This window comes from Haloarcula terrestris, from assembly GCF_031624315.1.
GTDB lineage: Archaea > Halobacteriota > Halobacteria > Halobacteriales > Haloarculaceae > Haloarcula > Haloarcula terrestris.
This window is the reverse complement of record NZ_JAMQOM010000008.1, coordinates 97,804-120,092: the sequence shown is the minus strand read 5'-3', so window position 1 is coordinate 120,092 and position 22,289 is coordinate 97,804. Positions and strand designations below refer to the sequence as shown.

Here is a 22,289-nt window from a genome sequence, read left to right as displayed (position 1 = left end):
CTTGTGTCATCTCGGTTCGTGAGCGATTCAAACGGCTGCGCCACGTCGCTGTGTTCGGGGTTTGTCCCAGGACCCCGATGAACTGCCAGCCCGACATCTTAGGCCCATTATATGGCGGTTTTTTATGCGAACATGTTCGCATTGACCTTCTTATGCGAGCCGAGTCATCCATCGAGTATGTCGGGCCGAATGCTCGCCGAGGTCGAAGTGTTCGGTCCTCGGTCGTGCCAGGTGCAGCCACACGCTGACGACGAGTGGTCGGTGTCGGAGGTCTCCCGGAGCGCGACGAGTGGCGGGCCGGACCGCGTCGTCGAGGAGTTCACGCTCAAGGGCGGTGATGGGCCGCCGTCAGTACGACAGCGAGACGGTTCGAACGTCGAGCACGTCTTCGCCTACGACCAGCGACACGTCTTCCAGCTGTCTCGGGCGGCCGGTCAGGGCTGTGTCTGTGAACGCATCGAAGCGGCCGGCTGCGTCGTTCAGGAGTTCTCGGCTGACACCGAATCGATCGTCGTTACCTTTCTCGTCGACGATATGCCGACCCTGCGGGAGATTGTCGCCGATCTCAAGTCGGAAGGCGAGACCGTCAAACTCCGGCGGCTACTCGAAGACACGTCATCGGAGGCGGACCGGCCGGTCGTACTCGACCGCGCGAAACTGACCAGCCGCCAGCGCGAGGTTCTCGGTCAGGCCCACGAGATGGGCTACTTCGAGCACCCGCGCGAGGCGACCGCCGGCGACGTGGCCGACGCGCTGGACATCTCGACCTCGACGTTTACTGAACACCTCGCCGCCGCCCAGCGGAAGCTTCTCGACGACTTGCTCGAAACGCGCTGAGTCTCCATGCCGGCGAAACTGACGGATTTCCCAGCGGTTCGAGCGCCGGGCGACGTATCCTCGCCGTCACAGAACCCTTTACCCTCGCCCCGGCGACACTGCAGCCATGACCGAGTTCGACGCCGAGAAGTTCGAGGAAAAATACGTCCACTACTTCGAGGAGCTCGAAACGGCGTACTCGAACGCGTATCAGGAGCTGCACGGCCAATACGACTCCGAGATCCTCCGCGGGATCGACCGACAGATTCTCAGCGAGAGTGAGCCGGTGTACGAGGGCGACGGGGCGTTTCACATCCGACTCCCGGACGACACCGCGACCCGCGCACAGTCTCTCCCGGGCGACGAGGAGACGTTCGACACGGTTCTGTCGGCGTTTACTGACGCCATCGAGCGCGAACTCCGTCGGCAGTTCGAGTTCGAGTAGTCGCCGCGCAACGCAGTCGAATACGAACCCCTCGCTAAGCGGCTGTGAACGGCCTGTACCGGCCAGCACACGCCACCGGCACCCGTCGGATCGAAAACACCAGAATCAATGCAGTTCCAGTGCTAGCCTCGCTAATTAATGGCGACCGATTCAGATCTTCACTGTCTCTTTACCGCACCCGTCGAGGAGCAGGACGACTCGTACGTGATCGAGATTCCGAAACAGGAGGTCGAGCTGGGAACCCTGAGTGCCGGAGCGCTGTACCGGATCGCACTGTTCCAATCCGATGCTGCGCTCCCCGAATCCGAACCCGAGTCCCAGCAGTCCGACTCAGAGTCTCAGTCGCAATCTCGATCTCGCTCCGAGTCCGACCCGCAGCCGCAGTCCCGATCCGAACAGCAGTCCCGGTCCGACCCGCAGTCCGGGTCCCGTTCCGATGAGCCGAGCGGCGAACCGGAGTTCGCACCTTCGGGGCCGCCGGTCGCAGAAGGCGAGACGCGCGTGGTCGAGATCGACAACATCGGCGACAAAGGCGACGGCGTCGCGCGTATCGACGGCGGCTACGTCGTCATCGTTTCCGACGCCGACGTGGGCGAGCGCCTCCGCGTCGAGATGGATCAGGTCCGCGAGAACGTCGCCTTCGCGGAGATCGTCGAGCGCCTGCCGTACTACGAGTGAGGCGCTGGGGCCGCTGACTCAGGCCCTCGCAGGCTGGGCTACCCGGGGCAATCCGGGGCTGCCTTCGACTACCGGGCCGGCCCCGCAGCCGAGGGTATATTTCCCCGCCGGCTGTCATGCCCGGTATGGGACACGATCACGACGGGGCGGGCCACGACGACGCGGCCCACGATCATGGAGACCACGACCACAGCCATACGGATCACGGGCACGAGGACAACGACCACAGCCATGCGGATCACGACCACGAGGACCACCACGCCCACGACGCCGAGGGGGTTGGAATCGGGGTTCTCACAGTGTCGTCCTCCCGAACGCTCGATGACGACCCGGCCGGCGATGTCATCGCCGAAGCCTGCGAAGACGCTGGCCACGAGGTCGTCGACCGCCGGCTCGTCGCCGACGAAATGGATGCTATCGAGGACGCCGTCGCCGCGCTGCTCGATGACGGCGTCGATGTCGTTCTGACGACCGGCGGGACCGGGCTCACGCCCGACGACGTGACCGTCGACGCCATCGAACCGCTGTTCGACCGGCCGATTCCCGGCTTCGGCGAGCTGTTCCGCTGGCTCTCCTACGAGGAGGTCGGAGCGATGGCGATGGCCTCGCGGGCGACCGCCGGCGTCGTCGACGACCGCCTGGTGTTTTGTCTCCCCGGCAGCGAGAACGCCGCCCGGACGGGCGCGGAGCGACTGGTCGCGCCGGCCGTAGGTCACCTGCTGGGTCTCGTCCGGCGGTAACCCGACCCCGTAGGTTCCGCCGGTAACCCGGACCCGCACGGTTTTGGGCCGCCGCCGGCTACGGGTAGCCATGCCCGAGGAGTTCACGCACGTCGACGAGGAAGGGGACGCACAGATGGTGGACGTCGGCGAAAAGGCGGAGAGCCAGCGCCGCGCGGTCGCGCGCGGACGGATTCGGCTCACCGAGTCCACGCTGGCGGCCATCGACGCCGACGAGGTGGAGAAGGGGGACGTGCTGACGACGGCACGCATCGGCGCGATTCAGGCGGTGAAACACACCTGGGAGACGGTGCCGATGTGCCACCAGATACCCATCACGAACGTCGAAGTCGAGTTCACCGTCGGGGACGAGGCCGTCGAAATCACCGTCGCCGTCGAGACGGTCGGCAAGACCGGCTGCGAGATGGAGGCCCTGGAGGGCGTGACGACGGGGCTCAACGTCGTCTGGGACATGGTCAAGGCCAATGAAAAGGACGAGGACGGCGAGTATCCAACGACGGCTATCGAGGATATTCGAGTCGTCGAGAAGACCGTCGACCGTTGAGCGCGGCCACTGACGACTGATTCGCGGCTGCCAGGAAAAAGGTCTATCTACGTCGCCCTGCTACTCGTGTGCATGCAAGTCCTCGGTATCGTCGGCCACTCCGAGTCGGGGAAGACCACGCTGATCGAGCGGCTGACCCAGCGCCTCTCCGGGTCCGGACGTGTCGCGACGGTCAAACACTGCACGCACGCGCCCGATATCGACACGGACGGGAAGGACACGGCTCGCCACCGCGACGCTGGCGCGGCCGAGACGGTCGCACTCACCGACGACGGCGAGTGGTACGCGACGGGCGACTCGCGGACGCTGGACGAGACGCTCGATGCGCTCGCGCCCGACTACGACTACGCGCTCGTCGAGGGGTACTCCGAGGCGGCGATACCGAAAGTCGTCTTGGGTGACCGCGAAGTCGCCGACCCCGTCGTCCATCGTGCGCCCCACGGTGCGGACGCTAATCTTGACGACATCATTGCGGCGCTGGAGGAACGAGACCCCTACATCACGCTGGAGACCCTCGTAGCGGACGTGAAACGGGACCCAGACGAGGTGTACTCCGGCGCGATTGCGACCTTCACCGGGCGCGTCCGCGCACAGGAAGGGCCAGAGGACCCGCCGACGGAACTGCTGGAGTTCGAGCGCTACGACGAGGTCGCCGCCGAGAAGATGGCCGCGCTCCGGCGGGACCTCGAATCGCGGGACGGCGTCTACGCGGTCCGACTGCACCACAAGACCGGCGTCGTCGAGGCCGGCGAGGACATCGTCTTCGTCGTCATTCTGGCCGGCCACCGCGGTGAGGCGTTTCGCGCCGTCGAGGACGGTATCAACCGTCTGAAAGAGGAAGTGCCGCTGTTCAAGAAGGAGGTCACCGTCGACGAGGAGTTCTGGGCGCACGAGCGGTCATAGGGCTCTTTTCGCGCCGCCGACCGCTATCGCCACGGTGTCGCCCGGAGCGCATGCACTACGAGTAGTGTCCCGAGCGCGACACCGAGCAGGACTACCGCCACGGGCAGCGCCGCGTCGAGGCCGTCCGAGATGAACGAAGCCCAGATTTGGACGGGGAGCGTCCGCGGGTAGTACGCCAGCATCATCGTCGCGCCGAACTCGCCCATCGCGCGTGCGAAGGTCAGCACGAGGCCGGCGAGCAGGCCGGGCTTTGCGAGTGGAATCGTCACCGAGCGCATCGTCCCGACCCAGTCGCGCCCGAGCGACCGCGAGGCCTCTTCGAGGTGGTCGTCGATGCCGTCGAAGGCGGCCTTGGCGGTGACGACGAAGAACGGCGACGCGACGAACGTCTGGGCGGCGACGACGCCCAGCAGCGACCGCGTCAGCGCCAGGTCGGTGAGGCCGCCGAGCCCGTTCGGGCCGACGACGGTCAGCAGCAACATCCCACTGACGACCGGCGGGAGCACGAGCGGGAGGACCACGGCCCCCATCGCGGCGGTCGCCAGCGCGCCGGTGTTCTTCGAGAGCCAGTAGGCCAGGGGCAGGCCAAACACGACGGCGATGGTGGTGCTCCCGAGCGCGGCGACGAGAGAAGTGATGGCGGCGTTGATGACGTACGTCTCCGTCAGACTCGAAAGCAGCGCCGCCGGGGAGTACGTGAGCACGAGCACCGTCACGGGGACGACGAAGTACAGCAGCAGCACCGCTCCCAGGACGGGCACGAGTTCGCGGACGCCGACCGTGTGGCCGGCTCTGGTCTCACCGCGTGACAGTGCTCGGGACATCTCCCACTAGCCGAGGATACGCCTCGCGGACGGTAAATCCGTGTGGTGCGAGCCAGTCACCGGACAGGACTGCCTCGAAGGCTGTGCGCGTTGATTCCTGTTCGTCGCGACGGACGGCACCGTACTCGATGGGGCCGCCGGTGATGGCCGTGCCGTCCGACAGTTCGTAGCTGGTGGTTCGATACCGCTCCGCGTGGGCGGGGTTGCCCAGATGTATCTCCGGCGGGAACTCCCGGAAGGGGTAGTCCCGCTCGATAGCCATGCTCCGGTAGACGAAGGCGGCGTCGACGGCCCCCGTCTCGAACTGCGCGAGTAGTTGCGTCTCGGGGTAGGTCTGGTCCGGCGAGAGGACGGCGTCGGCCAGACCGGGCTCGTCGTAGTAGTCCGCGGCCAGGTCGAGGACGAACAGCGTCCGGTACCCAAGCGGGTCGAGCGTCGGATCGGTTCGGCCCAGTGAAACGCCGTTTCCCCGGAGCGGGCCGTACCATGGCGCCGCGTCCGCGACGCGTTCGCCACCGGCCGTCTGTGGGTTGTACGCCAGCACCATCTTGTTGCTGGCGACCACGGCGTGCCAGGCGGTGTTCATGATCCGGTCGAACAGGGTCGGGTCCGCCAGTGCAACGATGGCCGGGTCGCGCTTCCCCTCGGCGACCAGGCGGGCGGCCTGTACCGATCCCCGGGCTTCGACGGCGAGTTTGACATCCGTCCGGGACTGGAGCGTTTCGCTGGCCGCGTTCTGTAAGCTCCCTGCGACCAGCACGTCCACCCGCTCCCGACCGAACGCCCCACAGCCCGCCGTCGCGGCGATACCGCTCCCCAGTGCCGCAAGCACCGCACGACGAGTCTGTCGGGCCATTGTTCGGTTATTTCTCGTTCGCGCACATCGGTGTTGGGGTCGGACCCATTATTGACGGGGCCTCTTTTCGATGACCGATCACCGCAGATTTATAATCCAGTAGTATAACTTAGTGATTATGACGCAGATAGCAGCCGCACGGAACGGGACCATCACCGAAGAGATGGCGCGAGTCGCCGAGCGCGAGGGCGTCGAGCCGGAGCTCGTCCGCCAGCAGGTCGCCGATGGACAGGCGGTGATCCCGTCCAACGTCGGCCACGACGCGCTCGACTCGATGATTATCGGTCGGGAGTTTGCGACGAAGGTCAACGCAAACATCGGCAACAGTGAGGAAACAAGCGATATCGAGGGCGAACTGGAGAAGCTCCACACCGCCGTCCACTACGGCGCGGACACGGTGATGGATCTCTCGACGGGGAGCGACCTCGATGAGATACGGGCGGCCAACGTCGAGCATTCGCCAGTCCCCATCGGAACGGTCCCCATCTACGAGGCGGTCAAGCGCGCCGGCGACGCGAGCGAAATTACCCACGAACTCCTGCTTGATGTCATCGAGAAACAGGCGAAACAGGGGGTCGATTACATGACCATCCACGCCGGCGTCCGGATGGAACACCTGCCCCTGACCGATGGTCGGAAAACGGGTATCGTCTCCCGCGGCGGCTCGATCCTTGCCCAGTGGATCGAGGAGCGCGGGATGGAGAACCCGCTGTACGCGAACTTCGAGGATATCTGTGAGATTTTCCGCGAGTACGACGTGACGTTCAGCCTCGGCGACGGCCTCCGGCCGGGGTGTCTCGCCGACGCCGGCGACGACGCGCAGTTCGCCGAACTGGACACGCTCGGTGAACTCACCCGAACGGCCTGGGACCACGACGTGCAGGTGATGGTCGAGGGACCGGGCCACGTCCCGATGGACCAGGTCGCCAAACAGGTCGAGCGCCAGCAGGAAGTCTGTGACGGCGCACCGTTCTACGTCCTCGGACCGCTCGTGACCGATGTCGCACCGGGCTATGACCACATTACGAGCGCCATCGGCGCGACGGAGGCCGCTCGGGCCGGCGCGGCGATGCTCTGTTACGTGACCCCCAAAGAGCATCTCGGCCTCCCGGAGAAAGCCGACGTGCGGGACGGACTCGCGGCCTACCGCATCGCCGCCCACGCCGCCGACGTAGCCAACGGGCGGGAGGGCGCGCGGGACTGGGACGACGCGCTCTCAGAGGCTCGCTATGCCTTCGACTGGCGCGAGCAGTTCGACCTGTCGCTTGACCCCGACCGTGCCCGCGAATACCACGACCAGACGCTTCCCGGCGACAACTACAAAGAAGCGCGTTTTTGCTCGATGTGCGGCGTAGAGTTCTGTTCGATGCGCATCGATCAGGACGCACGCGACGGCGGTGAGATGGACGTGATCGAGGCCGACGGCGACGACCGGACTGACCTCGCTGCCTCTCCCGCCGCGGAGGTGAACCGACCGCCGGTCGGCACTCACGACGAGGCCGATATCCCCGCCCCTGACGGCGAGACGCGTGCTGATCCAGAGGGGCGTGCCGACGATTAGCACGGCGATAGTTCTTTATAATCGGTGTTCGTTTATTGAAACGATGCAAAAGAAACTCATCGCCCTGGTCGCGGTCATGGCGCTTGCCCTCGCGTACTACGTCAAGCGGTAAGCCTGCAATATCGGCTGTATCGCCCTCTGAACCGTGCTGTCGGCCGCCCTGCCTGTGGCATCGCGGGGGGTAGGATCGAACCCCGCCGGTCGGCAGTATTTTTCGGCTTCTGCACCGCAAGCGACAGCGCCGTCGCTTTCCGAACCCTTACCCGGCGAACCGCCGTACCAGCGTGCATGTACGGCGTCGTCACCCGCAACGAGGAGGAGACGGAGTGGTCCGAGTTCGACCGGGCGTTCTACGAGGTCAAGGACGTGACCGGCCGCGCTGTCGAACCGATTGCGGGCGCGGTGAACATGGTGTCCTGCTTCGGCGACAACGCGGTCGAGAGTGAGGAGGACCTGCTCGCGTTCGACGACGAGGGGACGCCAGCCACACGGAACCAACCGTATTTCGACTGGACGTACGTCTGCCCGACCCACGACCGCTACCGCGAGGGCCTGCTCGACATCATCGAGGAGGCGGCAGCCGTCAACGAGGACGTTCGTCTCGACGATGTCGGCTTCCCCCGGGACGAGTACTGCCACTGTGATCGCTGCGAGCAGCGCTTTGCCGACAGCGAATTCGAGGACTGGTCGGCCTGGCGGACAAACGTCATCACGGAGTTCGTCGCCGAGGCCCGCGAGCGTGTGCCCGGCGACATGTACCTGACGCTGTATCCCGATCCCTACCCCGGCCACCTCGAAGCCCGCTCGGGCGTCGCCGTCGACGACATCGCCGAGTACGTCGACGAGTTCGTCGTCCCGATTTACGATATGGCCTACTCGACGACCTACTGGCTGGAGATTCTCGCAAAGGGCTGGCAGGACCGCCTTTCGACCCCATTCAGCATCGAACTGTACGCCGTCGACGTGGACGTGGACGACCTCTCGAAGGCCGTCGAGGTGGCCGAGGAGTACGCCGAGACCGTGCTGTTCGGCTACGACGCCAGCAACGCCCGGGCGACCATCCGGCGGATGAACGCCGATGCGCGTGAGGGGCAGTCGTTCGGGCCGGAGTGAGCGGTTTCAGCGGACTACCTCTCGCCGCCGAACCGCTGTCCGCGCCACTCCAGAATTTCCTCGCGGTCGCGCGTATCGGCAGGCAGTTCATCGAACCACCGAGCCTCGCTGATCTCCTGATCGGGGTCGTCGACGGCGATGTCGGTCGTCTCCGCTCGGGCCTCGTACACCGGCAGGACGCCCCAGGCCATGTTGCCGTCGCAGTAGAACTCGATGCGCCCGAGCATCGCCAGTCCCTCGATTGTCGCTTCGATGCCGCTTTCCTCGCCTAACTCCCGCAGTGCGGCCTCCTGCAGGGACTCGTCGCCGTCGAGTTCGCCGCCGGGCAGGACCCACATGTCGACGCCCTCGTGGCGGACGAGCAGGAGTTCGCCAGCGGGCTGGTAGGCGAGTGTGTGCGCGCCGTAGGGCGCGCCGTGGTCCCGGGCGGCCATGGCAACGTCCCGAAACCGGTTTCGCGGGACGTTCCGGTGGCGCGTAAACTCGACGTAGCCGCTGTACTGCTCTCGGAGTCGGTGATACGTCTGCTCGGCGGTCTGACAGGCGCCGTCGGCGAGAAACCACAGGTCGTCGACGCTCGTCATCTGTTCGAACGCTGTGTCAGCGCCCGTGGTGAGGGCGGCGAGTATCCGGGGACCCCAGCCGTGCTGCTCATGGCAAGCAGTTGGCGCGAGGTGCCTATAAGCCTTCGACACTGAATCAGTCCCTTTTTGACGAGCCACCGAGTACCGCCGGGTATGGCATTCGAAGAGGACGACAGCGTTATTCTCCACGACGAGCACAGCGACTACGACGGCGAGGAAGGCACTATCACGCAGGTCGTCGAAACCATGTTCGGCGACGCCAACTACACGGTTTCCTTCGAGGACGGCCAGGAGCAGGGCGTCCCCGAGGACAACCTCGAAGCCGCCGAGGACGAGTAGGGCCTCGATGTCGTCGGTTCCGTTCCACTACGTCGACCTCCGGACATTCTGCTACGCGACAGAGGACGACAAGCGCGTCGAGGATGCGCTCCGGACGTTCCTGCCGGAGGACTACCCCATCGAGCGCGCACAGAGCGAGGGGCATTACGGCGACCGTATTATCGTCCTCTCGGCCCGCGTCGAAAACGCGGATGACATCCGCCACGTCCTCACGCAGGTCGCGTCAGCGCCGGATATCGAGGCGGTGCGTGCGGAACTGGACGACCGGGTCGACGACAACTGTTCGTTCTTTCTCACCTTCGACAAGCAGGCCGCCTTCGGCGGCGATGTCGAACGCGGCGACGGCATCACGCTCCGGGCGAAAGTCGAGGCCTACCCCGCAAAGCGGGAGAAGGCCGTCGCGAACGCCCGCGAACTCTTAGAGGAGTTGTGATGTACGAGGCCGTCTACGCCCACCCCGACGGCGACAGCACCGTCGCCCGGCACGCGCTGACGGCCGCCGACTCGGGCTACGACGGCATCGTCGTCAGGAACCACGGCGACGAGCCGGCGGACTACGACGCCGACGCCATCAGCGACGCGTACGATATCGACGTTGCGGTCGGCGTTGAAGTCAGAGCCGACGACCCCTCGCGGGCGAGCGGCTTCGTCGGGAACTACCGGAGCGACCGGACGGTCGTCGTCGTCCACGGCGGCGACCGCCGCATCAACCGGTTCGCGGTCGAGCAACCGACCGTCGACGTGCTCGCCCATCCGATGCGCGAGGACGGCGATTTCAACCACGTGCTGGCGAACGCGGCGGCCGACAACGGCGTTCGCGTTGAGTTCGACTTCGGCCCGGTGCTCCGGGAATCCGGCGGCAGTCGTGTCCGTGCGATCAAGGAACTGCGGAAGCTCCGGGAACTTGTTGAGGACGCCGACGCGCCCTTCGTCGTCTCGGCGTCGCCGAGCAATCATCTGCAGATTCGCGCGGCGCGGGAAATCGTCGCCGTCGGGGAGACCATTGGCTTCGACGCCGACACCGTCCGCGAAGGCCTGGCGGAGTGGGGCCGCGTCGTGGAGCGTAACCGCGAGCGCCAGAGCGACGCCGTCATCGAACCCGGCGTTCGGCTGGAAGACGACGACCAGCGCGACGACGAATAGACTGCACAGGTTCTCTGCGTACGTAGCGAAGAGGTTTGTCGGAGCAGGTCCTTGGAGACGTATGGATACCCGTTCGCGGCCCGTTGTCGGTCGTGTTGTTGCAGCCGCAGCGGGCACTGAGCGCCGTCGGCTGCTGGTGGTCCTCGGGGTTCCGGTCTTGCTCACGGCGCTGATCGATCTCACCGCGAACTTCGGCGTCGGCATTCTTTTCGTTGCAGCGGGGTTGGCGGCGTTTCTCTACACCCGACCGACAGCCCAGAAGACGGTGGCAGCCGGCTGTTACGGGGCCGGAACGGTACTGATCGGGCTCTTTTTGCTTGAACTGTACTTGAACGGGGCGCAAGGCAGTACAGAGCCACTACTCGGCACGGCAACACGGGTTCTCTGGCGCGCTGTGATGGGTGTGTCGTTGATCGGCCTCGGACTGTGGGTTCGTCGGATCGAACTCTGACGTAGCCAGCACGAAGGCCGCCGGTAGCCACACCGCACCGCTCATTGTCCTCCGGACCAACGCTGGCGTATGAAACACCTCCCGAAACATCTTCGGCCCCGGTGGCGCTATCTCGCCGTCGGTATCGAGACGTGGCCCACGGCGTCGCTCGACCGCCGGGCCTTCCAGCGGGCGGTGTGGTACGCCGCCCAGAACCTGCTGGGCGACACCGGCAGCGCCGAGACGGATATGACGGTCCTCCAGTTCCACGACTACGACGGCACGGCCGAGGCTATCGTCCGGACCAGACGCGGCCAGACGGACCCGGCACGGGCCGCGCTGGCCTGTGTCGACAGCATCGATGACGCCGAGGTTCGGGTCCGCGTCCGGGGGATTAGCGGCACCGTACGCGCCTGTGAAGAAAAGTATATACGCGGGCCGCCGGAAGCCACTGAACAGAGACACGTCGTGTTCGAGAACGCAGACCGGAAGGCCATCGTTCGGCCGCCGCGCTACGATGTCGAAACGGCCTCCGACGGCGCGTTCGTCGGCGCGACAGCACTCGATTTCCGATAACTATGCAGGGACAAAACCAACAGCAGGCCTACGACCGCGGGATCACTATCTTCTCGCCGGACGGACGCCTCTACCAGGTCGAGTACGCCCGCGAAGCGGTCAAACGCGGCACAGCAAGCATCGGCGTCAGAACGAGCGACGGCGTCGTTCTCGCCGTCGACAAGCGCATCCGGTCGCCGCTGATGGAGCGCTCCTCGGTTGAGAAGATCCACAAGGCCGACGACCACATCGGCATCGCCTCGGCCGGCCACGTTGCCGACGCCCGACAGCTCATCGATTTCGCTCGCCGCCAGGCGCAGGTGAACCAGCTCCGTTACGGTGAGCCGGTCGGCGTCGAGACCCTCACCAAGGAAATCACCGACTACATCCAGCAGTACACCCAGGTCGGCGGCGCGCGTCCGTTCGGTGTCGCGCTCATCATCGGCGGCATCGTCAACGGCGAGCCGCGCCTGTTCGAGACCGACCCGTCCGGGACGCCCTACGAGTGGAAGGCCCTCGCCGTCGGGGCCGACCGCGGCGACATCCGGGACTACCTCGAAGAGCACTACGACGAGGGGATGGACCTCGACGAGGGCGTCGACCTCGCGCTGGCCGCCCTCGCGTCGGTCAACGAGGACGGACTCACGCCGGAGGGCATCGGCGTTGCCACGGTCGATGTCGAAACGGAGACCTTCGGCCAGCTGACCGACGAGGAGAAGGAGACCCACCTCGCGGAAGCTGACCTGCTCGACACCGGTGAGGACGAGGCAGACGAAGACGAAGACACCGAGGAAGAGTAACGCGTCCGACGGCCCTCGCGGGCGACGTGACTTTTTCATGTCCGACTACGCAGTAAGGCCTTTAACTGGCCCACTGCTACCGACGGGTATGATATCGCTTGACGAGGCGGTGACGGCGCGCCTCGAATCCCACGGTCAGCGGTTCGAGGTACTGGTGGATCCGGACGCTGCGCTAGCGATAAAGCGCGATGACTTCGACGGAGATCTTGAAGATGTCATCGCGGCAGAGGACGTGTTCGAAGACGCCTCGCGGGGGGATCGACCGCCGGAGAACATGCTCGAAGAGGTGTTTGACACCACCGATCCGATGGCGATTATCCCCGAAGTCATCAAGCGAGGTGAGATTCAGATCACGGCCGACCAGCGCCGCGAGATGCAAGAGCAAAAGCACAAACAGCTCATCCAGCGGATCACGCGCAACGCGGTCAACCCGCAGATGGACGACGCGCCGCACCCGCCGGAGCGAATCGAGTCCGCGCTCGAAGAAACGGATTTCCGTGTCGACCCGATGGAGCCCGTCGAGGCACAGGTCGACGAGGCCCTCGATGCGCTCCGGCCGGTCATTCCCATCCGGTTCGACGAGGTCACCGTCGCCGTACAGGTCCCAGCGGACTACGCCGGGAGCGCCCAGGCACAGATCCGGCAGTTCGGCGACCTCGAACGCGAGGAGTGGCAGTCCGACGGCTCCTGGGTCGGCGTCATGACGTTCCCAGCCGGCCTGCAAAACGACTTCTACGACGTTGTGAACGAACACACCAGTGGCGAGGCGGAAACCCAGATAATCAAAGACGAAGACGACATTAGCACGCGCGGCTGACGCCGCGGCGTCGCGTTACCCCTTCTTGAACCCGACCAGAAAGCCGGCGGTGAACCCGGCGCTGACGGGCAGCGCCGCGAGCAGCGACATGATCCAGGACGGCGGCTGTGTCGCCGCCGCGTCCCCGGCGGTCCCGGTCGCGTTCTGTGCGGCCCCGCCTATCGCGTTCCAGTTCACTTCGAGGATGCCCCGCGTCTCGAGGAATTTGAACAGTGCCAACTCGATGCCGACGATGACGGCGATGAGTTTGGCGACTTTCTTCGCGGCGAACCCGATGATACCGCCGATGAGGCCGCCGCCACCGAATTCGAGACCCATCTGTTGGAGGCCCAGTCCATCTAGTTGCAGTACGAACTCACCCATACAGCGTACCTGACTGCCTGTTTTTAAATCCTTTGTGCTCCCCTGGAACTCTCTTTTTATACTCAGGTGCGGTCCCGGTAGTGTGGTATCGCTGCGAAACGGGAGGTCCCGAAGAATTCAGGGAAATATTTTTGACACGGTGCTATTTCTTTACTCATAACCAAAGATTTGTATGCGACGGACGAATCTTACTTACTGTTAAGATGGCAGAAACACCGGACACCAACACGAGCGATACAGCAGACACGGCTCCGAAGAGACCGAAGTCCAATCAGGACTGGTGGCCGAATCGGCTGAATCTGGAGATTCTCGACCAGAACACCCGTGATGTCGGCCCGATGGAAGACGACTTTGATTACGCGGAGGCGTTCCAGCAGCTCGATCTTGAAGCGGTGAAGTCGGATCTCGAAGAGCTGATGACTTCATCGCAGGACTGGTGGCCGGCCGACTACGGCCACTACGGACCGTTGTTCATCCGGATGGCTTGGCACAGCGCCGGCACGTACCGAACTGCTGACGGCCGCGGCGGCGCGGCTGGCGGTCGACAGCGCTTCGCTCCCATCAACAGCTGGCCGGACAATGCGAACCTGGATAAGGCTCGACGCCTGCTCCTGCCGATCAAGCAGAAGTACGGCCGCAACATCTCCTGGGCCGACCTGATGATCCTCGCCGGGAACGTCGCTATTGAGTCGATGGGATTCAAGACGTTCGGCTACGCTGGCGGCCGCGAGGACGCCTTTGAGGAGGACAAGGCCGTCAACTGGGGCCCCGAGGACGAGATGGACACCCAGGAGCGGTTCGACGAGCCCGGAGAAATCCAGGAAGGACTCGGTGCCTCGGTAATGGGGCTTATTTACGTGAATCCGGAAGGGCCGGACGGCAACCCGGACCCGGAGGCGTCGGCGAAGAACATCCGGCAGACGTTCGACCGCATGGCGATGAACGACAAGGAGACGGCCGCGCTCATCGCTGGCGGACACACGTTCGGGAAAGTCCACGGCGCTGACGACCCCGACGAAAACCTTGGTCCCGAGCCCGAGGCTGCTCCCATCGAGCAGCAGGGCCTCGGCTGGGAGAACAAGAACGGGAACAAGGGCGGCGAGATGATCACGAGCGGTATCGAAGGGCCCTGGACCCAGTCGCCGACCGAGTGGGACATGGGATACATCAACAACCTGCTCGAATACGAGTGGGAACCGGAGAAGGGTCCTGGCGGCGCGTGGCAGTGGGCTCCAAAGAGCGAGGAGCTGAAAAACAGCGTCCCGGACGCACACGACTCGTCGGAGACGCAGACGCCGATGATGCTCACGACGGACATCGCCCTGAAGCAGGATCCGGAGTACCGAGAGATCATGGAAACGTTCCAGGAGAACCCGATGGAGTTCGGAATGAACTTCGCGAAGGCCTGGTACAAGCTGACCCACCGTGACATGGGGCCGCCGGAGCGGTTCCTCGGCCCGGAGGTTCCGGACGAGGAGATGATCTGGCAGGATCCGCTTCCCGAGGCTGACTACGACCTCATCGGGGACGAGGAGATCGCCGCGCTCAAGGAAGAGATCCTCGACTCGGACCTCTCTGTCTCCCAGCTCGTCAAGACTGCGTGGGCGTCGGCGTCGACCTACCGCGACAGCGACAAGCGCGGTGGCGCGAACGGCGCACGCCTCCGACTCGAACCCCAGAAGAACTGGGACGTGAACGAGCCGGAACAGCTGGAGACGGTTCTGGGAACGCTCGAAAACATCCAGGCAGAGTTCAACGACTCGCGTTCCGACGGGACGCAGGTCTCGCTCGCCGACCTGATCGTGCTGGGCGGTAACGCGGCCGTCGAACAGGCGGCAGCGGACGCCGGATACGACGTGGAGGTTCCGTTCGAGCCCGGACGAGTGGACGCTGGGCCGGAAGACACCGACGCCCCCTCCTTCGACGCCCTCAAGCCGAAGGTCGACGGGGTGCGGAACTACATCCAGGACGACATCGCACGACCGGCGGAGGAAATGCTGGTCGACAACGCGGATCTGCTGAACCTGACGGCGGCGGAACTGACGGCGCTGATCGGCGGGATGCGCTCGATCGGTGCGAACTACCAGGACACCGACCTCGGCGTCCTCACCGATGAGCCGGAAACGCTGACCAACGACTTCTTCGTGAACCTGCTCGACATGGGCACGGAGTGGGAACCGGCGTCGGACGCCGAACACGTTTACAACGGTCTCGACCGTGACACTGGCGAGGTCAAATGGGAAGCCACGCGCATCGATCTGATCTTCGGATCGAACGACCGGCTTCGGGCGATCTCGGAGGTCTACGGCTCGGCCGACGCAGAGGAGAAGCTCGTGCACGACTTCGTGGACACGTGGAGCAAGGTCATGAAGCTCGACCGCTTCGATCTCGAGTAATTCCGGTTTCGACCCGCTGAATCAGCAGCTACGTGCGCGCTCAATTGAGCGCACACGGTCTTCATCTGGGATTTGCGGCTTTTGTCTGTGTTCTGTATCCATCGCCGGTGACCACCCCGGGGGTTAAATAATCGGACGCCGTAGTTTTCCAACGAGTGACGGCGACACACACCACGGAACGGGCAGTTATCGCGAAGCGTGTCGACAGTGGCACCGCCGACACGGAGGAAATCCGGGACCTCGCTCGGGCGGCCGGCTACGAGGTCGTCGGCGAGATCACACAGACCAGGACGGAGGACCCGGCGTACCACCTCGGCGAGGGGAAGGTAACGCGACTGAGCAACGTGGTCGCTCGTGAAGGGGCCGCTGTCGTCATCTTCGACAACACGCTCGGCCCGTACCAGACGTACAACATCGGGAACGAACTCCCCGAGCGGGTGCGCGTCATCGACCGCTTCCGGCTCATCCTCGAAATCTTCGGCCAGCGGGCCCAGACCCGGAAGGCCCAGCTCCAGGTCGAACTCGCGGAACTGCGCTACGAACTGCCGCGTGCCGAAGCCAAGGCGAGCCTGGCCAAACGCGACGAACGTCCGGGGTTCATGGGTCTGGGCGAGTACGACGAGTCCCGCGAAGAGGACATCAAAAAGCAGATCTCCAACATCCGGGACGAACTGGAGTCCATTGAGGAGACCGAGCGCCACCGCCGGGAGCAGCGCCGCGAGTCCGGCTTCGATCTGGTCGCGCTGGCCGGCTACACCAACGCCGGGAAGTCGACGCTCTTGCGCCGCCTCGCCGACGACCTCGATGTCGACGAGAACGACGACCTCCACCCCGATCTGGATACGACGGCCGAGAGTGAGGACCGTCTGTTCACGACGCTTGGCACGACCACGCGGCGCGCAAAGGTCGGCAAGCGCGAAGTGCTGGTCACCGACACGGTCGGATTCATTCAGGACCTCCCCCACTGGCTCGTCGAGTCGTTCAAGTCGACGCTGGGGTCGGTGTACCACGCCGACCTGGTCTTGCTCGTCGTCGACATCTCCGAATCCGTCGAGGAGATCCGGGAGAAACTGGTGACGAGCCACGACACGCTGTACGAGCGCAACGAGGCCCCAATCGTCACGGTGCTTAACAAGACCGATATGGTCGACGATGAGGAGGTCCAGCGCAAGACGGACGCGCTCTCCTCGCTGGCCCCGAATCCCGTTGCTGTCAGCGCCAAACAGGGGCTCAAAATCGACGACCTGGCGGACCGCATCGACCACGAACTACCGGACTACGAGCGCGAGCGGCTCGTCCTCCCGATGACCGACGACACGATGAGCCTGGTCTCGTGGATTCACGACCACGCCAGCGTCGAGACGGTCGACTACGGCGATCAGGTGGTCATCGAGTTCGAAGCGCGGCCGGCGATAATCGAACAATCCCGGGCGAAAGCCGGGGACCTGGTCGGTGCGTCGGCCTGACTACGATCCCTACGTTTCCGTTTCTCGCTGCCACAGCACCTGCGGGATGCCGTCTAACAGGTCCGTTGCGACCAGCCCGTAGCCGCGGTCGTCGACGACGCGGTCGCCGACGCTCCCGACGGCGTAGGCGGCGATAGCGGCCGCGTCGATCGGGTCCTGGACGCAGGCGAGCGCGCCCGTCACGCCCGCGAGCACGTCGCCGGTTCCGCCGACCGTCATCCCCGGATTACCCGTCCGGCCGACACGGGTCCGCTCCCCGTCGGAGATGATATCGTACGGGCCTTTCACTAGCAGCGTCTGGCCGATCTCCGATGCGAAGGATTCCACGAGATCGGCTCGCTCCCGCCAGTCATCCGCGGTTTCGCCGCCCATCCCTCGGAGTTCCCCCTGGTGAGGCGTACAAATGAGTTCGGCGCTCGTGTCGGTGTCCGGCACTACCGACAGGGCGTCGGCGTCGACGACCGCCGTTCCCTCGAACGCTGCCAGGAGGTCCCCGACTGCCTCCAGCGTCGCGTCAGCGTCGCCCAGGCCTGGCCCGAGAACGAGCGTGTCGTGGGCCGCCGCCAGTTCGGTGAGGCGGTCGACGTGGGGCGGCGCGAGGTGGTCCCCGTCGAACGGCCGCAGGATGAGGTTCTCGCTGTAGGACTGGATTTCGCGGGCGACGACGGCCGGGCAAGCGACCCGGACGAGGTCGGCACCCGCTCTGAGGGCGGCCTGTGCCGCGAGCGCCGGTGCGCCGGTGTACGGGCCGCCGCCGACGACCAGCACTTCGCCGTTGTCGCCCTTGTGACTCGCGGGGTCCCGTTCGAGTCGCGTAAGGTCGCCCCGCTCGACGAACAGTTCCGCCGCGTCGGGGATGCCGATGTCGGCGACGGTGACCGGCACGTCGAGGTCCGGGAGCCCGGGCTTGGTGTCGTGAAACGTGACCACGTGGTCGGCGTCGACGGCGTTGTCGGCCAACTGTCCCGTCTCCGCGTCGAGTCCGGACGGGACATCCACAGAGAGAACAGTCGCGTCGCCCTCGTTCATCGCCGCGGCGGCCGTTGCCTCCGGTTCCCGGAGGTCGCCAGCGATACCGGTTCCCAGCATTGCGTCAACGACAATATCGGGATTACCGAGGTCGAACGCTGTGGCGTCTTTGACCGTCTCCGTCGGATACTCGGCGCGTTCGAGGGCGTCCCAGTTCTCCCTGGCAATCGCCGTCGAGATGGCGTCGGGCCGTCCCAGCAAAAGAACGCGGAGATCGTACTCGTCGAGGAAGCGGGCGGTGACGAGCGCGTCGCCGCCGTTGTTCCCGCGGCCGGCGACGATAGTTACCTGGTCGCCGGAGTCCGCGAGGGTACGGACCGCCCGGGCGACGGCGTGGCCGGACGACTCCATCAACTGTTTGCGCGGGACGCCGAGTGCGGCGGCGTTCTCGTCGACGACACCCATTTCGGAGCCGGTGAGCATGCTCACGGGTTCGTTCGCCAGTGAAGTAATGCTACGGGACTTACCACTTGACCTCGAACCCCTCGATGCCTTCGGAGTCATCGTACTCCACGTCGACATCGGTCACGTTCGCCCGTTCACTCCCCTCGTGGCAGAACTCGACCATGGTTTCCACGTCGGCTTCGGGGCCTTCGAACACCGCTTCGACGCGGCCGTCGTCGAGGTTGCGGACCCACCCGTCGACGCCCTGTTTCTGTGCGCGTTCCCGCGTCGTCGCTCTGTAGTAGACGCCCTGAACGCGACCGGAGACGAACACGTGTGCTCGCGTGCGAGCCATATCCGAGGGTTGGCCGGCGGACTCCGTTATACTGTCGCCTCCCGTTACCCGCGTCAGTTCTCGTCGCTGCCCGTCCGGAGATAATGGAATAGATAGGTCTGCGTGTAGCCGGCATATTCGCCACCGAGTGCGGCCCGGATGGCCCGCGACGTGTCGGTGTAGTTCCCCCGTTCACACTCCGGATAGTACTCCTCGATGGTCGACCGGATCCAGGTGTCTAGCGGGACCGCTTCGAGGTAGCCAAGCGAGAACAGCAACACGCAGTCCGCGACTTTGTCGCCGACGCCGACGAAGCGGGTGAGCGACTCTCTGGCGTCCTCGTAGTCGAGGCCGACGGCTTCCTCGGGGTCGGCCTCGCCGTTTGCGACCATCTCGGCCGTCCGCTGGACGTACGGCGCGCGGTAGCCCAGTCCGAGGTCCCGGAGCCGCTCCTCTGTCGTCTCGGCCAGCACGCCGGGCGTCGGAAAGGCGCTGTACGTCCGGCCGTCGAATTCGATTTCTTCGCCGAACGCGTCGCGGAGTGCCTGCTGCATGCTGTGGATCCGCGCGACGCGCATTTGCGCCGAGCAGATGAACGAGATAAGGCTCCCGAACGGCGGGTCCTGCACCAGTCGCATCCCCCAGAACGTATCGTAGGCCGACTGGACTACGTCGTCGTCGGGGGCTGTTTCCCTGATCAAAGGGAGGTCATCATCGAGACGAAGTAGGCGCCTGAGATCCGCCTCGGCGTCGATAGACGATTCCCATTCGAGGACGCCATCCCGCTGGCGGACACGGAGGACCTCCGGCGACCCGTTTCGGCGGACCGTCGTCCAGTACCACGCGTCGCCGCCGGTTGCCCCGTCGCGCTGGTACATCGCGCCGTCTTCCCGGTCCCAGAGGTAGGACTGTCCGCTCTCGACAGTTGCTTGCAAGTCGATACCGCCGGCCAGCGATCCGACATCAATGACGCCCTGGTCCATTGTCTGTTCGGAACGGTCCCGCAGGTAATGGCGTTACGAGTTCCGTTCACACGGAGTGGTGGCATCAATCCACCAGCAGCCTCCATATCCGTTCCATCTGTCACTGATTTTCGCCGCTGTGATGTTTCGTGTCACTCGCATCCGTGCGACTCAACGGTGTTTTCCGCCCTTCTATACCACGATATCTGGGATGAAAGACGCCCAGCGTTTCAGGGCTAACCTTCATTATATTGGAAAATAAACATGCGTGTATGAATTGCCGAGTTGTCGTTGAGGCCGCAGTCCCAGTGTACGATGTGGCGTCCGCGGACGAGGCAGTTCGCATCGCCATCTCGAAGACGGGGGAGATGCTGAACCCCGACCTCAACTACGTCGAGATCAACATGGGTGATCGCCATTGCCCGCACTGCGGTGAGACGCTTGAGCCGGCCTTTCTCGCGGCAGACGAGAGCCTCGTCGCACTCGAACTGGAGATGACCGTCTTCAACGTCGAACGGGACGAACACGCCGCCCGAATCGCGCGCAAGGAGATCGGGCAACGACTCGAAAACATCCCGCTAGACGTGCTCGAAATCGAGGAGATCCCGGAGGAGTCTGACGAGGAGGAGTCGTCCACGGAGACAGCGTCGGCTGATGACTCGTCGAGCCAATCCGAGGACGAGTCGGATGACGTATTGCCCGAATTCGAGGAACTAATCGACGAGTAAGCGGGACCGACGAGCAACGTCGCGTAGCTTTATTCCCATTGAGTGTATGGCGGTTCTGACAACAATCTGATAGTAATTATCAAGTCACTAATCGCGTCGCTCTCCGGGAACACTTCGTAGAAACTACGGACAACCGTTAGTCCGCGGCGGCAGAAACTGGCTCTTTGGCTTCGTCAGACATCTCGGATGCAATTCCGTCAGCAATCGCAAAGACAGCGGCCTTATGGTCGGTTTTCGACTTGTGAATCGATGTCGGCTTGACACCCAGTTCCTCGTATTCGTCGTGATCTACGTTTGTCCCGGATTCGGCTTCGTAGTGGTTCTGTACCTGTGCAAGCAGGCCGTGAAGGTGGATGAGCTCCTGCTTTTTCATAGTCAATCCAAGGTAGCAACTCGAAGGTTATAGTACTACTCTGATGAAGGTTAACACACGACTCTACTTTTACTACGTGATCGTTTATGATGATTCCGCGAACCGATATATATTGCGTATATTTATATCTGAATTTTATTACACCTACCTGGTTTCACCGTGTTTCGACGGCTGGCACCCAGGATTATGGGCCGTCTACACCTACTGTCGGTATGGACCAACCGTCGCTCCCGTCGGAATCCGACATCGGACGAGTAGCGCTGACTGTCGCCGAGTCGGCCCCGGTCGTTGCTTTCTATCGTGATGTCGTGGGGCTGACCGTTCTGGATTCGGGTGACGACCGGACGGTACTCGGTGTGGGCGACCGGGCGCTTCTGGTACTGATCCATCGACCGGACGCAGCGGCGAGAGGTCCGGCAGGGACCGGGCTGTACCACGTCGCCTTTCGCGTTCCGTCGCGAGCCGCATTGGGTGATGCACTCCAGCGTATCGAATCGGCGTGGACCCTGTCCGGCGCGTCGGATCACGGCGTCAGTGAGGCGCTCTATCTGTCGGACCCGGCCGGTAACGGCGTCGAGATCTACCGGGACCGTCCCCGGAAGTCGTGGACTGAGACGCCCTCCGGTCACGTCGAAATGGGGACCGAACCACTCGACATGCAGTCCGTTTCCGCCGTTGGGACCGGCGAGCAGTCGATGCCTGCCGAGTCCGACATTGGACACGTGCATCTGGAGGTCTCATCGGTGGCGACGGCCCGCTCGTTCTATGCCGATGCGCTCGGACTACGAGTCAGGGCCACGTACGATGGTGCGGTGTTTCTGGCGGCCGGCGACTACCACCATCATATCGGTGCCAACGTCTGGCAGGGGCGGTCCGAGCCCCACCACGGGCAGGGACTGGCCTGGTTCGAGGTCCGACTGCCCGACCGAGCGAGTCTCGATGCGGTACGTGAGCGTCTCCGCTGGTCCGACTTCGCCGTCTCCGAAACCGACACCGGCATCGCGGTGCGCGATGGCGACGACATCGAACTCCGACTGCGAACCTGGCCACGGGACGTTTCGGCTCACTGATCGATGTGCCAAGTCAAGTATCTCCGCCCGCTATCT

28 protein-coding genes are annotated in these 22,289 nt (G+C 64.4%); 20 read left to right on the top strand and 8 right to left on the bottom strand.

Going from position 1 to position 22,289, the window contains the following annotated elements; all coding sequences use genetic code 11:
• The first annotated feature begins 177 nt into the window (after nucleotides 1-177).
• The 6 genes from NDI54_RS16700 to NDI54_RS16675 all read left to right on the top strand — a co-directional run bounded on the left by NDI54_RS16700 (nucleotide 178) and on the right by NDI54_RS16675 (nucleotide 4,126).
• On the top strand, nucleotides 178-837 hold the full coding sequence (locus tag NDI54_RS16700; protein WP_310897576.1) for a helix-turn-helix domain-containing protein: 660 nt from the start codon (nucleotides 178-180) through the stop codon (nucleotides 835-837).
• Nucleotides 838-943: 106 nt separating this feature from the next.
• Nucleotides 944-1,261, top strand: a complete 318-nt coding sequence (locus NDI54_RS16695; RefSeq protein ID WP_310897575.1) for a DUF5783 family protein — start codon at nucleotides 944-946, stop codon at nucleotides 1,259-1,261.
• Between the two features lie 138 nt (nucleotides 1,262-1,399).
• On the top strand, nucleotides 1,400-1,939 hold the full coding sequence (locus NDI54_RS16690) for a TRAM domain-containing protein (protein WP_310897574.1): 540 nt from the start codon (nucleotides 1,400-1,402) through the stop codon (nucleotides 1,937-1,939).
• 125 nt (nucleotides 1,940-2,064) lie between these two features.
• Complete coding sequence (locus NDI54_RS16685) at nucleotides 2,065-2,679, top strand: MogA/MoaB family molybdenum cofactor biosynthesis protein (RefSeq protein WP_310897573.1); 615 nt, start codon at nucleotides 2,065-2,067, stop codon at nucleotides 2,677-2,679.
• 70 nt (nucleotides 2,680-2,749) lie between these two features.
• Nucleotides 2,750-3,223: a cyclic pyranopterin monophosphate synthase MoaC gene (gene moaC / locus NDI54_RS16680; protein ID WP_310897572.1), complete on the top strand. Its 474-nt coding sequence runs from the start codon at nucleotides 2,750-2,752 to the stop codon at nucleotides 3,221-3,223.
• Between the two features lie 72 nt (nucleotides 3,224-3,295).
• Entirely contained in the window at nucleotides 3,296-4,126 is an 831-nt protein-coding gene (locus NDI54_RS16675) for a molybdopterin synthase (protein WP_310897571.1), read from the top strand.
• A gap of 23 nt (nucleotides 4,127-4,149) precedes the next feature.
• Here NDI54_RS16675 and NDI54_RS16670 read toward each other — a convergent pair whose 3' ends face one another.
• Complete coding sequence (locus tag NDI54_RS16670; protein WP_310897570.1) at nucleotides 4,150-4,950, bottom strand: ABC transporter permease; 801 nt, start codon at nucleotides 4,948-4,950, stop codon at nucleotides 4,150-4,152.
• Nucleotides 4,925-5,806: an extracellular solute-binding protein gene (locus NDI54_RS16665; protein WP_310897569.1), complete on the bottom strand. Its 882-nt coding sequence runs from the start codon at nucleotides 5,804-5,806 to the stop codon at nucleotides 4,925-4,927. Before NDI54_RS16665 ends, NDI54_RS16670 begins: the two co-directional genes overlap by 26 nt.
• Before the next feature lie 118 nt (nucleotides 5,807-5,924).
• On the opposite strand from NDI54_RS16665, the gene thiC reads away from it, so the two are divergent.
• The 3 genes from thiC (at nucleotide 5,925) to NDI54_RS16650 (ending at nucleotide 8,480) form a co-directional block, all read left to right on the top strand.
• The gene (gene thiC, locus NDI54_RS16660; protein WP_310897568.1) at nucleotides 5,925-7,367 is read left to right on the top strand and encodes a phosphomethylpyrimidine synthase ThiC; all 1,443 of its coding nucleotides are present in this window, start codon (nucleotides 5,925-5,927) and stop codon (nucleotides 7,365-7,367) included.
• Entirely contained in the window at nucleotides 7,354-7,479 is a 126-nt protein-coding gene (locus tag NDI54_RS16655) for a hypothetical protein (RefSeq protein ID WP_310897567.1), read from the top strand. The genes thiC and NDI54_RS16655 overlap by 14 nt, the downstream gene beginning before the upstream one ends.
• A 176-nt stretch (nucleotides 7,480-7,655) precedes the next feature.
• Nucleotides 7,656-8,480 (top strand): hypothetical protein, encoded by an 825-nt coding sequence (locus NDI54_RS16650; RefSeq protein WP_310897566.1) that lies wholly within the window; start codon nucleotides 7,656-7,658, stop codon nucleotides 8,478-8,480.
• Nucleotides 8,481-8,494: 14 nt separating this feature from the next.
• On the opposite strand, the gene NDI54_RS16645 is transcribed toward NDI54_RS16650, so the two are convergent.
• The gene (locus NDI54_RS16645; RefSeq protein ID WP_310897565.1) at nucleotides 8,495-9,064 is read right to left on the bottom strand and encodes an NUDIX hydrolase; all 570 of its coding nucleotides are present in this window, start codon (nucleotides 9,062-9,064) and stop codon (nucleotides 8,495-8,497) included.
• A gap of 153 nt (nucleotides 9,065-9,217) precedes the next feature.
• Between NDI54_RS16645 and NDI54_RS16640 the strand changes: the two genes are divergently transcribed.
• The 7 genes from NDI54_RS16640 to NDI54_RS16610 all read left to right on the top strand — a co-directional run bounded on the left by NDI54_RS16640 (nucleotide 9,218) and on the right by NDI54_RS16610 (nucleotide 13,148).
• Nucleotides 9,218-9,403 (top strand): hypothetical protein, encoded by a 186-nt coding sequence (locus NDI54_RS16640; RefSeq protein WP_004515500.1) that lies wholly within the window; start codon nucleotides 9,218-9,220, stop codon nucleotides 9,401-9,403.
• Nucleotides 9,404-9,410: 7 nt separating this feature from the next.
• Nucleotides 9,411-9,836, top strand: coding sequence for an RNA-binding protein (locus NDI54_RS16635; RefSeq protein WP_310897564.1), 426 nt, complete (start codon nucleotides 9,411-9,413; stop codon nucleotides 9,834-9,836).
• Nucleotides 9,836-10,546, top strand: a complete 711-nt coding sequence (locus tag NDI54_RS16630; protein WP_310897563.1) for an RNase P subunit p30 family protein — start codon at nucleotides 9,836-9,838, stop codon at nucleotides 10,544-10,546. Before NDI54_RS16635 ends, NDI54_RS16630 begins: the two co-directional genes overlap by 1 nt.
• 61 nt (nucleotides 10,547-10,607) lie before the next feature.
• Entirely contained in the window at nucleotides 10,608-10,997 is a 390-nt protein-coding gene (locus NDI54_RS16625; RefSeq protein ID WP_310897562.1) for a hypothetical protein, read from the top strand.
• A 69-nt stretch (nucleotides 10,998-11,066) separates the two neighbouring features.
• Nucleotides 11,067-11,552 carry an Rpp14/Pop5 family protein gene (locus NDI54_RS16620; RefSeq protein ID WP_310897561.1) on the top strand — a complete coding sequence of 162 codons (486 nt, stop codon included), beginning with the start codon at nucleotides 11,067-11,069 and terminating at the stop codon, nucleotides 11,550-11,552.
• 2 nt (nucleotides 11,553-11,554) lie between these two features.
• Entirely contained in the window at nucleotides 11,555-12,331 is a 777-nt protein-coding gene (gene psmA / locus NDI54_RS16615; RefSeq protein ID WP_310897560.1) for an archaeal proteasome endopeptidase complex subunit alpha, read from the top strand.
• 88 nt (nucleotides 12,332-12,419) lie between these two features.
• A complete protein-coding gene (locus NDI54_RS16610) occupies nucleotides 12,420-13,148 on the top strand; it encodes a ribosome assembly factor SBDS (RefSeq protein WP_310897559.1) in 729 nt (242 codons plus the stop codon).
• Nucleotides 13,149-13,163: 15 nt separating this feature from the next.
• On the opposite strand, the gene NDI54_RS16605 is transcribed toward NDI54_RS16610, so the two are convergent.
• Nucleotides 13,164-13,511 carry an FUN14 domain-containing protein gene (locus NDI54_RS16605; protein ID WP_310897558.1) on the bottom strand — a complete coding sequence of 116 codons (348 nt, stop codon included), beginning with the start codon at nucleotides 13,509-13,511 and terminating at the stop codon, nucleotides 13,164-13,166.
• Between the two features lie 203 nt (nucleotides 13,512-13,714).
• Between NDI54_RS16605 and katG the strand changes: the two genes are divergently transcribed.
• Both katG and hflX read left to right on the top strand, forming a co-directional pair.
• Nucleotides 13,715-15,907: a catalase/peroxidase HPI gene (gene katG / locus NDI54_RS16600; protein WP_310897557.1), complete on the top strand. Its 2,193-nt coding sequence runs from the start codon at nucleotides 13,715-13,717 to the stop codon at nucleotides 15,905-15,907.
• Nucleotides 15,908-16,062: 155 nt separating this feature from the next.
• On the top strand, nucleotides 16,063-17,373 hold the full coding sequence (hflX, locus tag NDI54_RS16595) for a GTPase HflX (protein ID WP_310897556.1): 1,311 nt from the start codon (nucleotides 16,063-16,065) through the stop codon (nucleotides 17,371-17,373).
• Nucleotides 17,374-17,382: 9 nt separating this feature from the next.
• Here hflX and NDI54_RS16590 read toward each other — a convergent pair whose 3' ends face one another.
• The 3 genes from NDI54_RS16590 to NDI54_RS16580 are packed head-to-tail and all read right to left on the bottom strand — an operon-like array spanning nucleotide 17,383 to nucleotide 20,103.
• Entirely contained in the window at nucleotides 17,383-18,825 is a 1,443-nt protein-coding gene (locus NDI54_RS16590) for an NAD(P)H-hydrate dehydratase (RefSeq protein ID WP_310897555.1), read from the bottom strand.
• Nucleotides 18,826-18,865: 40 nt separating this feature from the next.
• Nucleotides 18,866-19,141, bottom strand: a complete 276-nt coding sequence (locus NDI54_RS16585) for an acylphosphatase (protein WP_310897554.1) — start codon at nucleotides 19,139-19,141, stop codon at nucleotides 18,866-18,868.
• A gap of 53 nt (nucleotides 19,142-19,194) precedes the next feature.
• The gene (locus tag NDI54_RS16580) at nucleotides 19,195-20,103 is read right to left on the bottom strand and encodes a DNA-3-methyladenine glycosylase family protein (RefSeq protein ID WP_310897553.1); all 909 of its coding nucleotides are present in this window, start codon (nucleotides 20,101-20,103) and stop codon (nucleotides 19,195-19,197) included.
• Between the two features lie 251 nt (nucleotides 20,104-20,354).
• Here NDI54_RS16580 and NDI54_RS16575 point away from each other — a divergent pair, with 251 nt between their 5' ends.
• The gene (locus NDI54_RS16575; RefSeq protein ID WP_310897552.1) at nucleotides 20,355-20,810 is read left to right on the top strand and encodes a DUF555 domain-containing protein; all 456 of its coding nucleotides are present in this window, start codon (nucleotides 20,355-20,357) and stop codon (nucleotides 20,808-20,810) included.
• 136 nt (nucleotides 20,811-20,946) lie between these two features.
• On the opposite strand, the gene NDI54_RS16570 is transcribed toward NDI54_RS16575, so the two are convergent.
• Nucleotides 20,947-21,183 carry a UPF0058 family protein gene (locus NDI54_RS16570; RefSeq protein WP_310897551.1) on the bottom strand — a complete coding sequence of 79 codons (237 nt, stop codon included), beginning with the start codon at nucleotides 21,181-21,183 and terminating at the stop codon, nucleotides 20,947-20,949.
• 212 nt (nucleotides 21,184-21,395) lie between these two features.
• Here NDI54_RS16570 and NDI54_RS16565 point away from each other — a divergent pair, with 212 nt between their 5' ends.
• Nucleotides 21,396-22,253, top strand: coding sequence for a VOC family protein (locus NDI54_RS16565; protein ID WP_310897550.1), 858 nt, complete (start codon nucleotides 21,396-21,398; stop codon nucleotides 22,251-22,253).
• Nucleotides 22,254-22,289: the final 36 nt, after the last annotated feature.

What these genes read in the sequence shown, in the direction of transcription:
- NDI54_RS16700 (WP_310897576.1), top strand. Translation starts at nt 178, where the DNA reads ATGTCGGGCCGAATGCTCGCCGAGGTCGAAGTGTTCGGTCCTCGGTCG.
- NDI54_RS16695 (WP_310897575.1), top strand. Translation starts at nt 944, where the DNA reads ATGACCGAGTTCGACGCCGAGAAGTTCGAGGAAAAATACGTCCACTAC.
- NDI54_RS16690 (WP_310897574.1), top strand. Translation starts at nt 1,400, where the DNA reads ATGGCGACCGATTCAGATCTTCACTGTCTCTTTACCGCACCCGTCGAG.
- NDI54_RS16685 (WP_310897573.1), top strand. Translation starts at nt 2,065, where the DNA reads ATGGGACACGATCACGACGGGGCGGGCCACGACGACGCGGCCCACGAT.
- moaC (WP_310897572.1), top strand. Translation starts at nt 2,750, where the DNA reads ATGCCCGAGGAGTTCACGCACGTCGACGAGGAAGGGGACGCACAGATG.
- NDI54_RS16675 (WP_310897571.1), top strand. Translation starts at nt 3,296, where the DNA reads ATGCAAGTCCTCGGTATCGTCGGCCACTCCGAGTCGGGGAAGACCACG.
- NDI54_RS16670 (WP_310897570.1), bottom strand. Translation starts at nt 4,950, where the DNA reads ATGTCCCGAGCACTGTCACGCGGTGAGACCAGAGCCGGCCACACGGTC.
- NDI54_RS16665 (WP_310897569.1), bottom strand. Translation starts at nt 5,806, where the DNA reads ATGGCCCGACAGACTCGTCGTGCGGTGCTTGCGGCACTGGGGAGCGGT.
- thiC (WP_310897568.1), top strand. Translation starts at nt 5,925, where the DNA reads ATGACGCAGATAGCAGCCGCACGGAACGGGACCATCACCGAAGAGATG.
- NDI54_RS16650 (WP_310897566.1), top strand. Translation starts at nt 7,656, where the DNA reads ATGTACGGCGTCGTCACCCGCAACGAGGAGGAGACGGAGTGGTCCGAG.
- NDI54_RS16645 (WP_310897565.1), bottom strand. Translation starts at nt 9,064, where the DNA reads ATGACGAGCGTCGACGACCTGTGGTTTCTCGCCGACGGCGCCTGTCAG.
- NDI54_RS16640 (WP_004515500.1), top strand. Translation starts at nt 9,218, where the DNA reads ATGGCATTCGAAGAGGACGACAGCGTTATTCTCCACGACGAGCACAGC.
- NDI54_RS16635 (WP_310897564.1), top strand. Translation starts at nt 9,411, where the DNA reads ATGTCGTCGGTTCCGTTCCACTACGTCGACCTCCGGACATTCTGCTAC.
- NDI54_RS16630 (WP_310897563.1), top strand. Translation starts at nt 9,836, where the DNA reads ATGTACGAGGCCGTCTACGCCCACCCCGACGGCGACAGCACCGTCGCC.
- NDI54_RS16625 (WP_310897562.1), top strand. Translation starts at nt 10,608, where the DNA reads ATGGATACCCGTTCGCGGCCCGTTGTCGGTCGTGTTGTTGCAGCCGCA.
- NDI54_RS16620 (WP_310897561.1), top strand. Translation starts at nt 11,067, where the DNA reads ATGAAACACCTCCCGAAACATCTTCGGCCCCGGTGGCGCTATCTCGCC.
- psmA (WP_310897560.1), top strand. Translation starts at nt 11,555, where the DNA reads ATGCAGGGACAAAACCAACAGCAGGCCTACGACCGCGGGATCACTATC.
- NDI54_RS16610 (WP_310897559.1), top strand. Translation starts at nt 12,420, where the DNA reads ATGATATCGCTTGACGAGGCGGTGACGGCGCGCCTCGAATCCCACGGT.
- NDI54_RS16605 (WP_310897558.1), bottom strand. Translation starts at nt 13,511, where the DNA reads ATGGGTGAGTTCGTACTGCAACTAGATGGACTGGGCCTCCAACAGATG.
- katG (WP_310897557.1), top strand. Translation starts at nt 13,715, where the DNA reads ATGGCAGAAACACCGGACACCAACACGAGCGATACAGCAGACACGGCT.
- NDI54_RS16590 (WP_310897555.1), bottom strand. Translation starts at nt 18,825, where the DNA reads ATGCTCACCGGCTCCGAAATGGGTGTCGTCGACGAGAACGCCGCCGCA.
- NDI54_RS16585 (WP_310897554.1), bottom strand. Translation starts at nt 19,141, where the DNA reads ATGGCTCGCACGCGAGCACACGTGTTCGTCTCCGGTCGCGTTCAGGGC.
- NDI54_RS16580 (WP_310897553.1), bottom strand. Translation starts at nt 20,103, where the DNA reads ATGGACCAGGGCGTCATTGATGTCGGATCGCTGGCCGGCGGTATCGAC.
- NDI54_RS16575 (WP_310897552.1), top strand. Translation starts at nt 20,355, where the DNA reads ATGAATTGCCGAGTTGTCGTTGAGGCCGCAGTCCCAGTGTACGATGTG.
- NDI54_RS16570 (WP_310897551.1), bottom strand. Translation starts at nt 21,183, where the DNA reads ATGAAAAAGCAGGAGCTCATCCACCTTCACGGCCTGCTTGCACAGGTA.
- NDI54_RS16565 (WP_310897550.1), top strand. Translation starts at nt 21,396, where the DNA reads ATGGACCAACCGTCGCTCCCGTCGGAATCCGACATCGGACGAGTAGCG.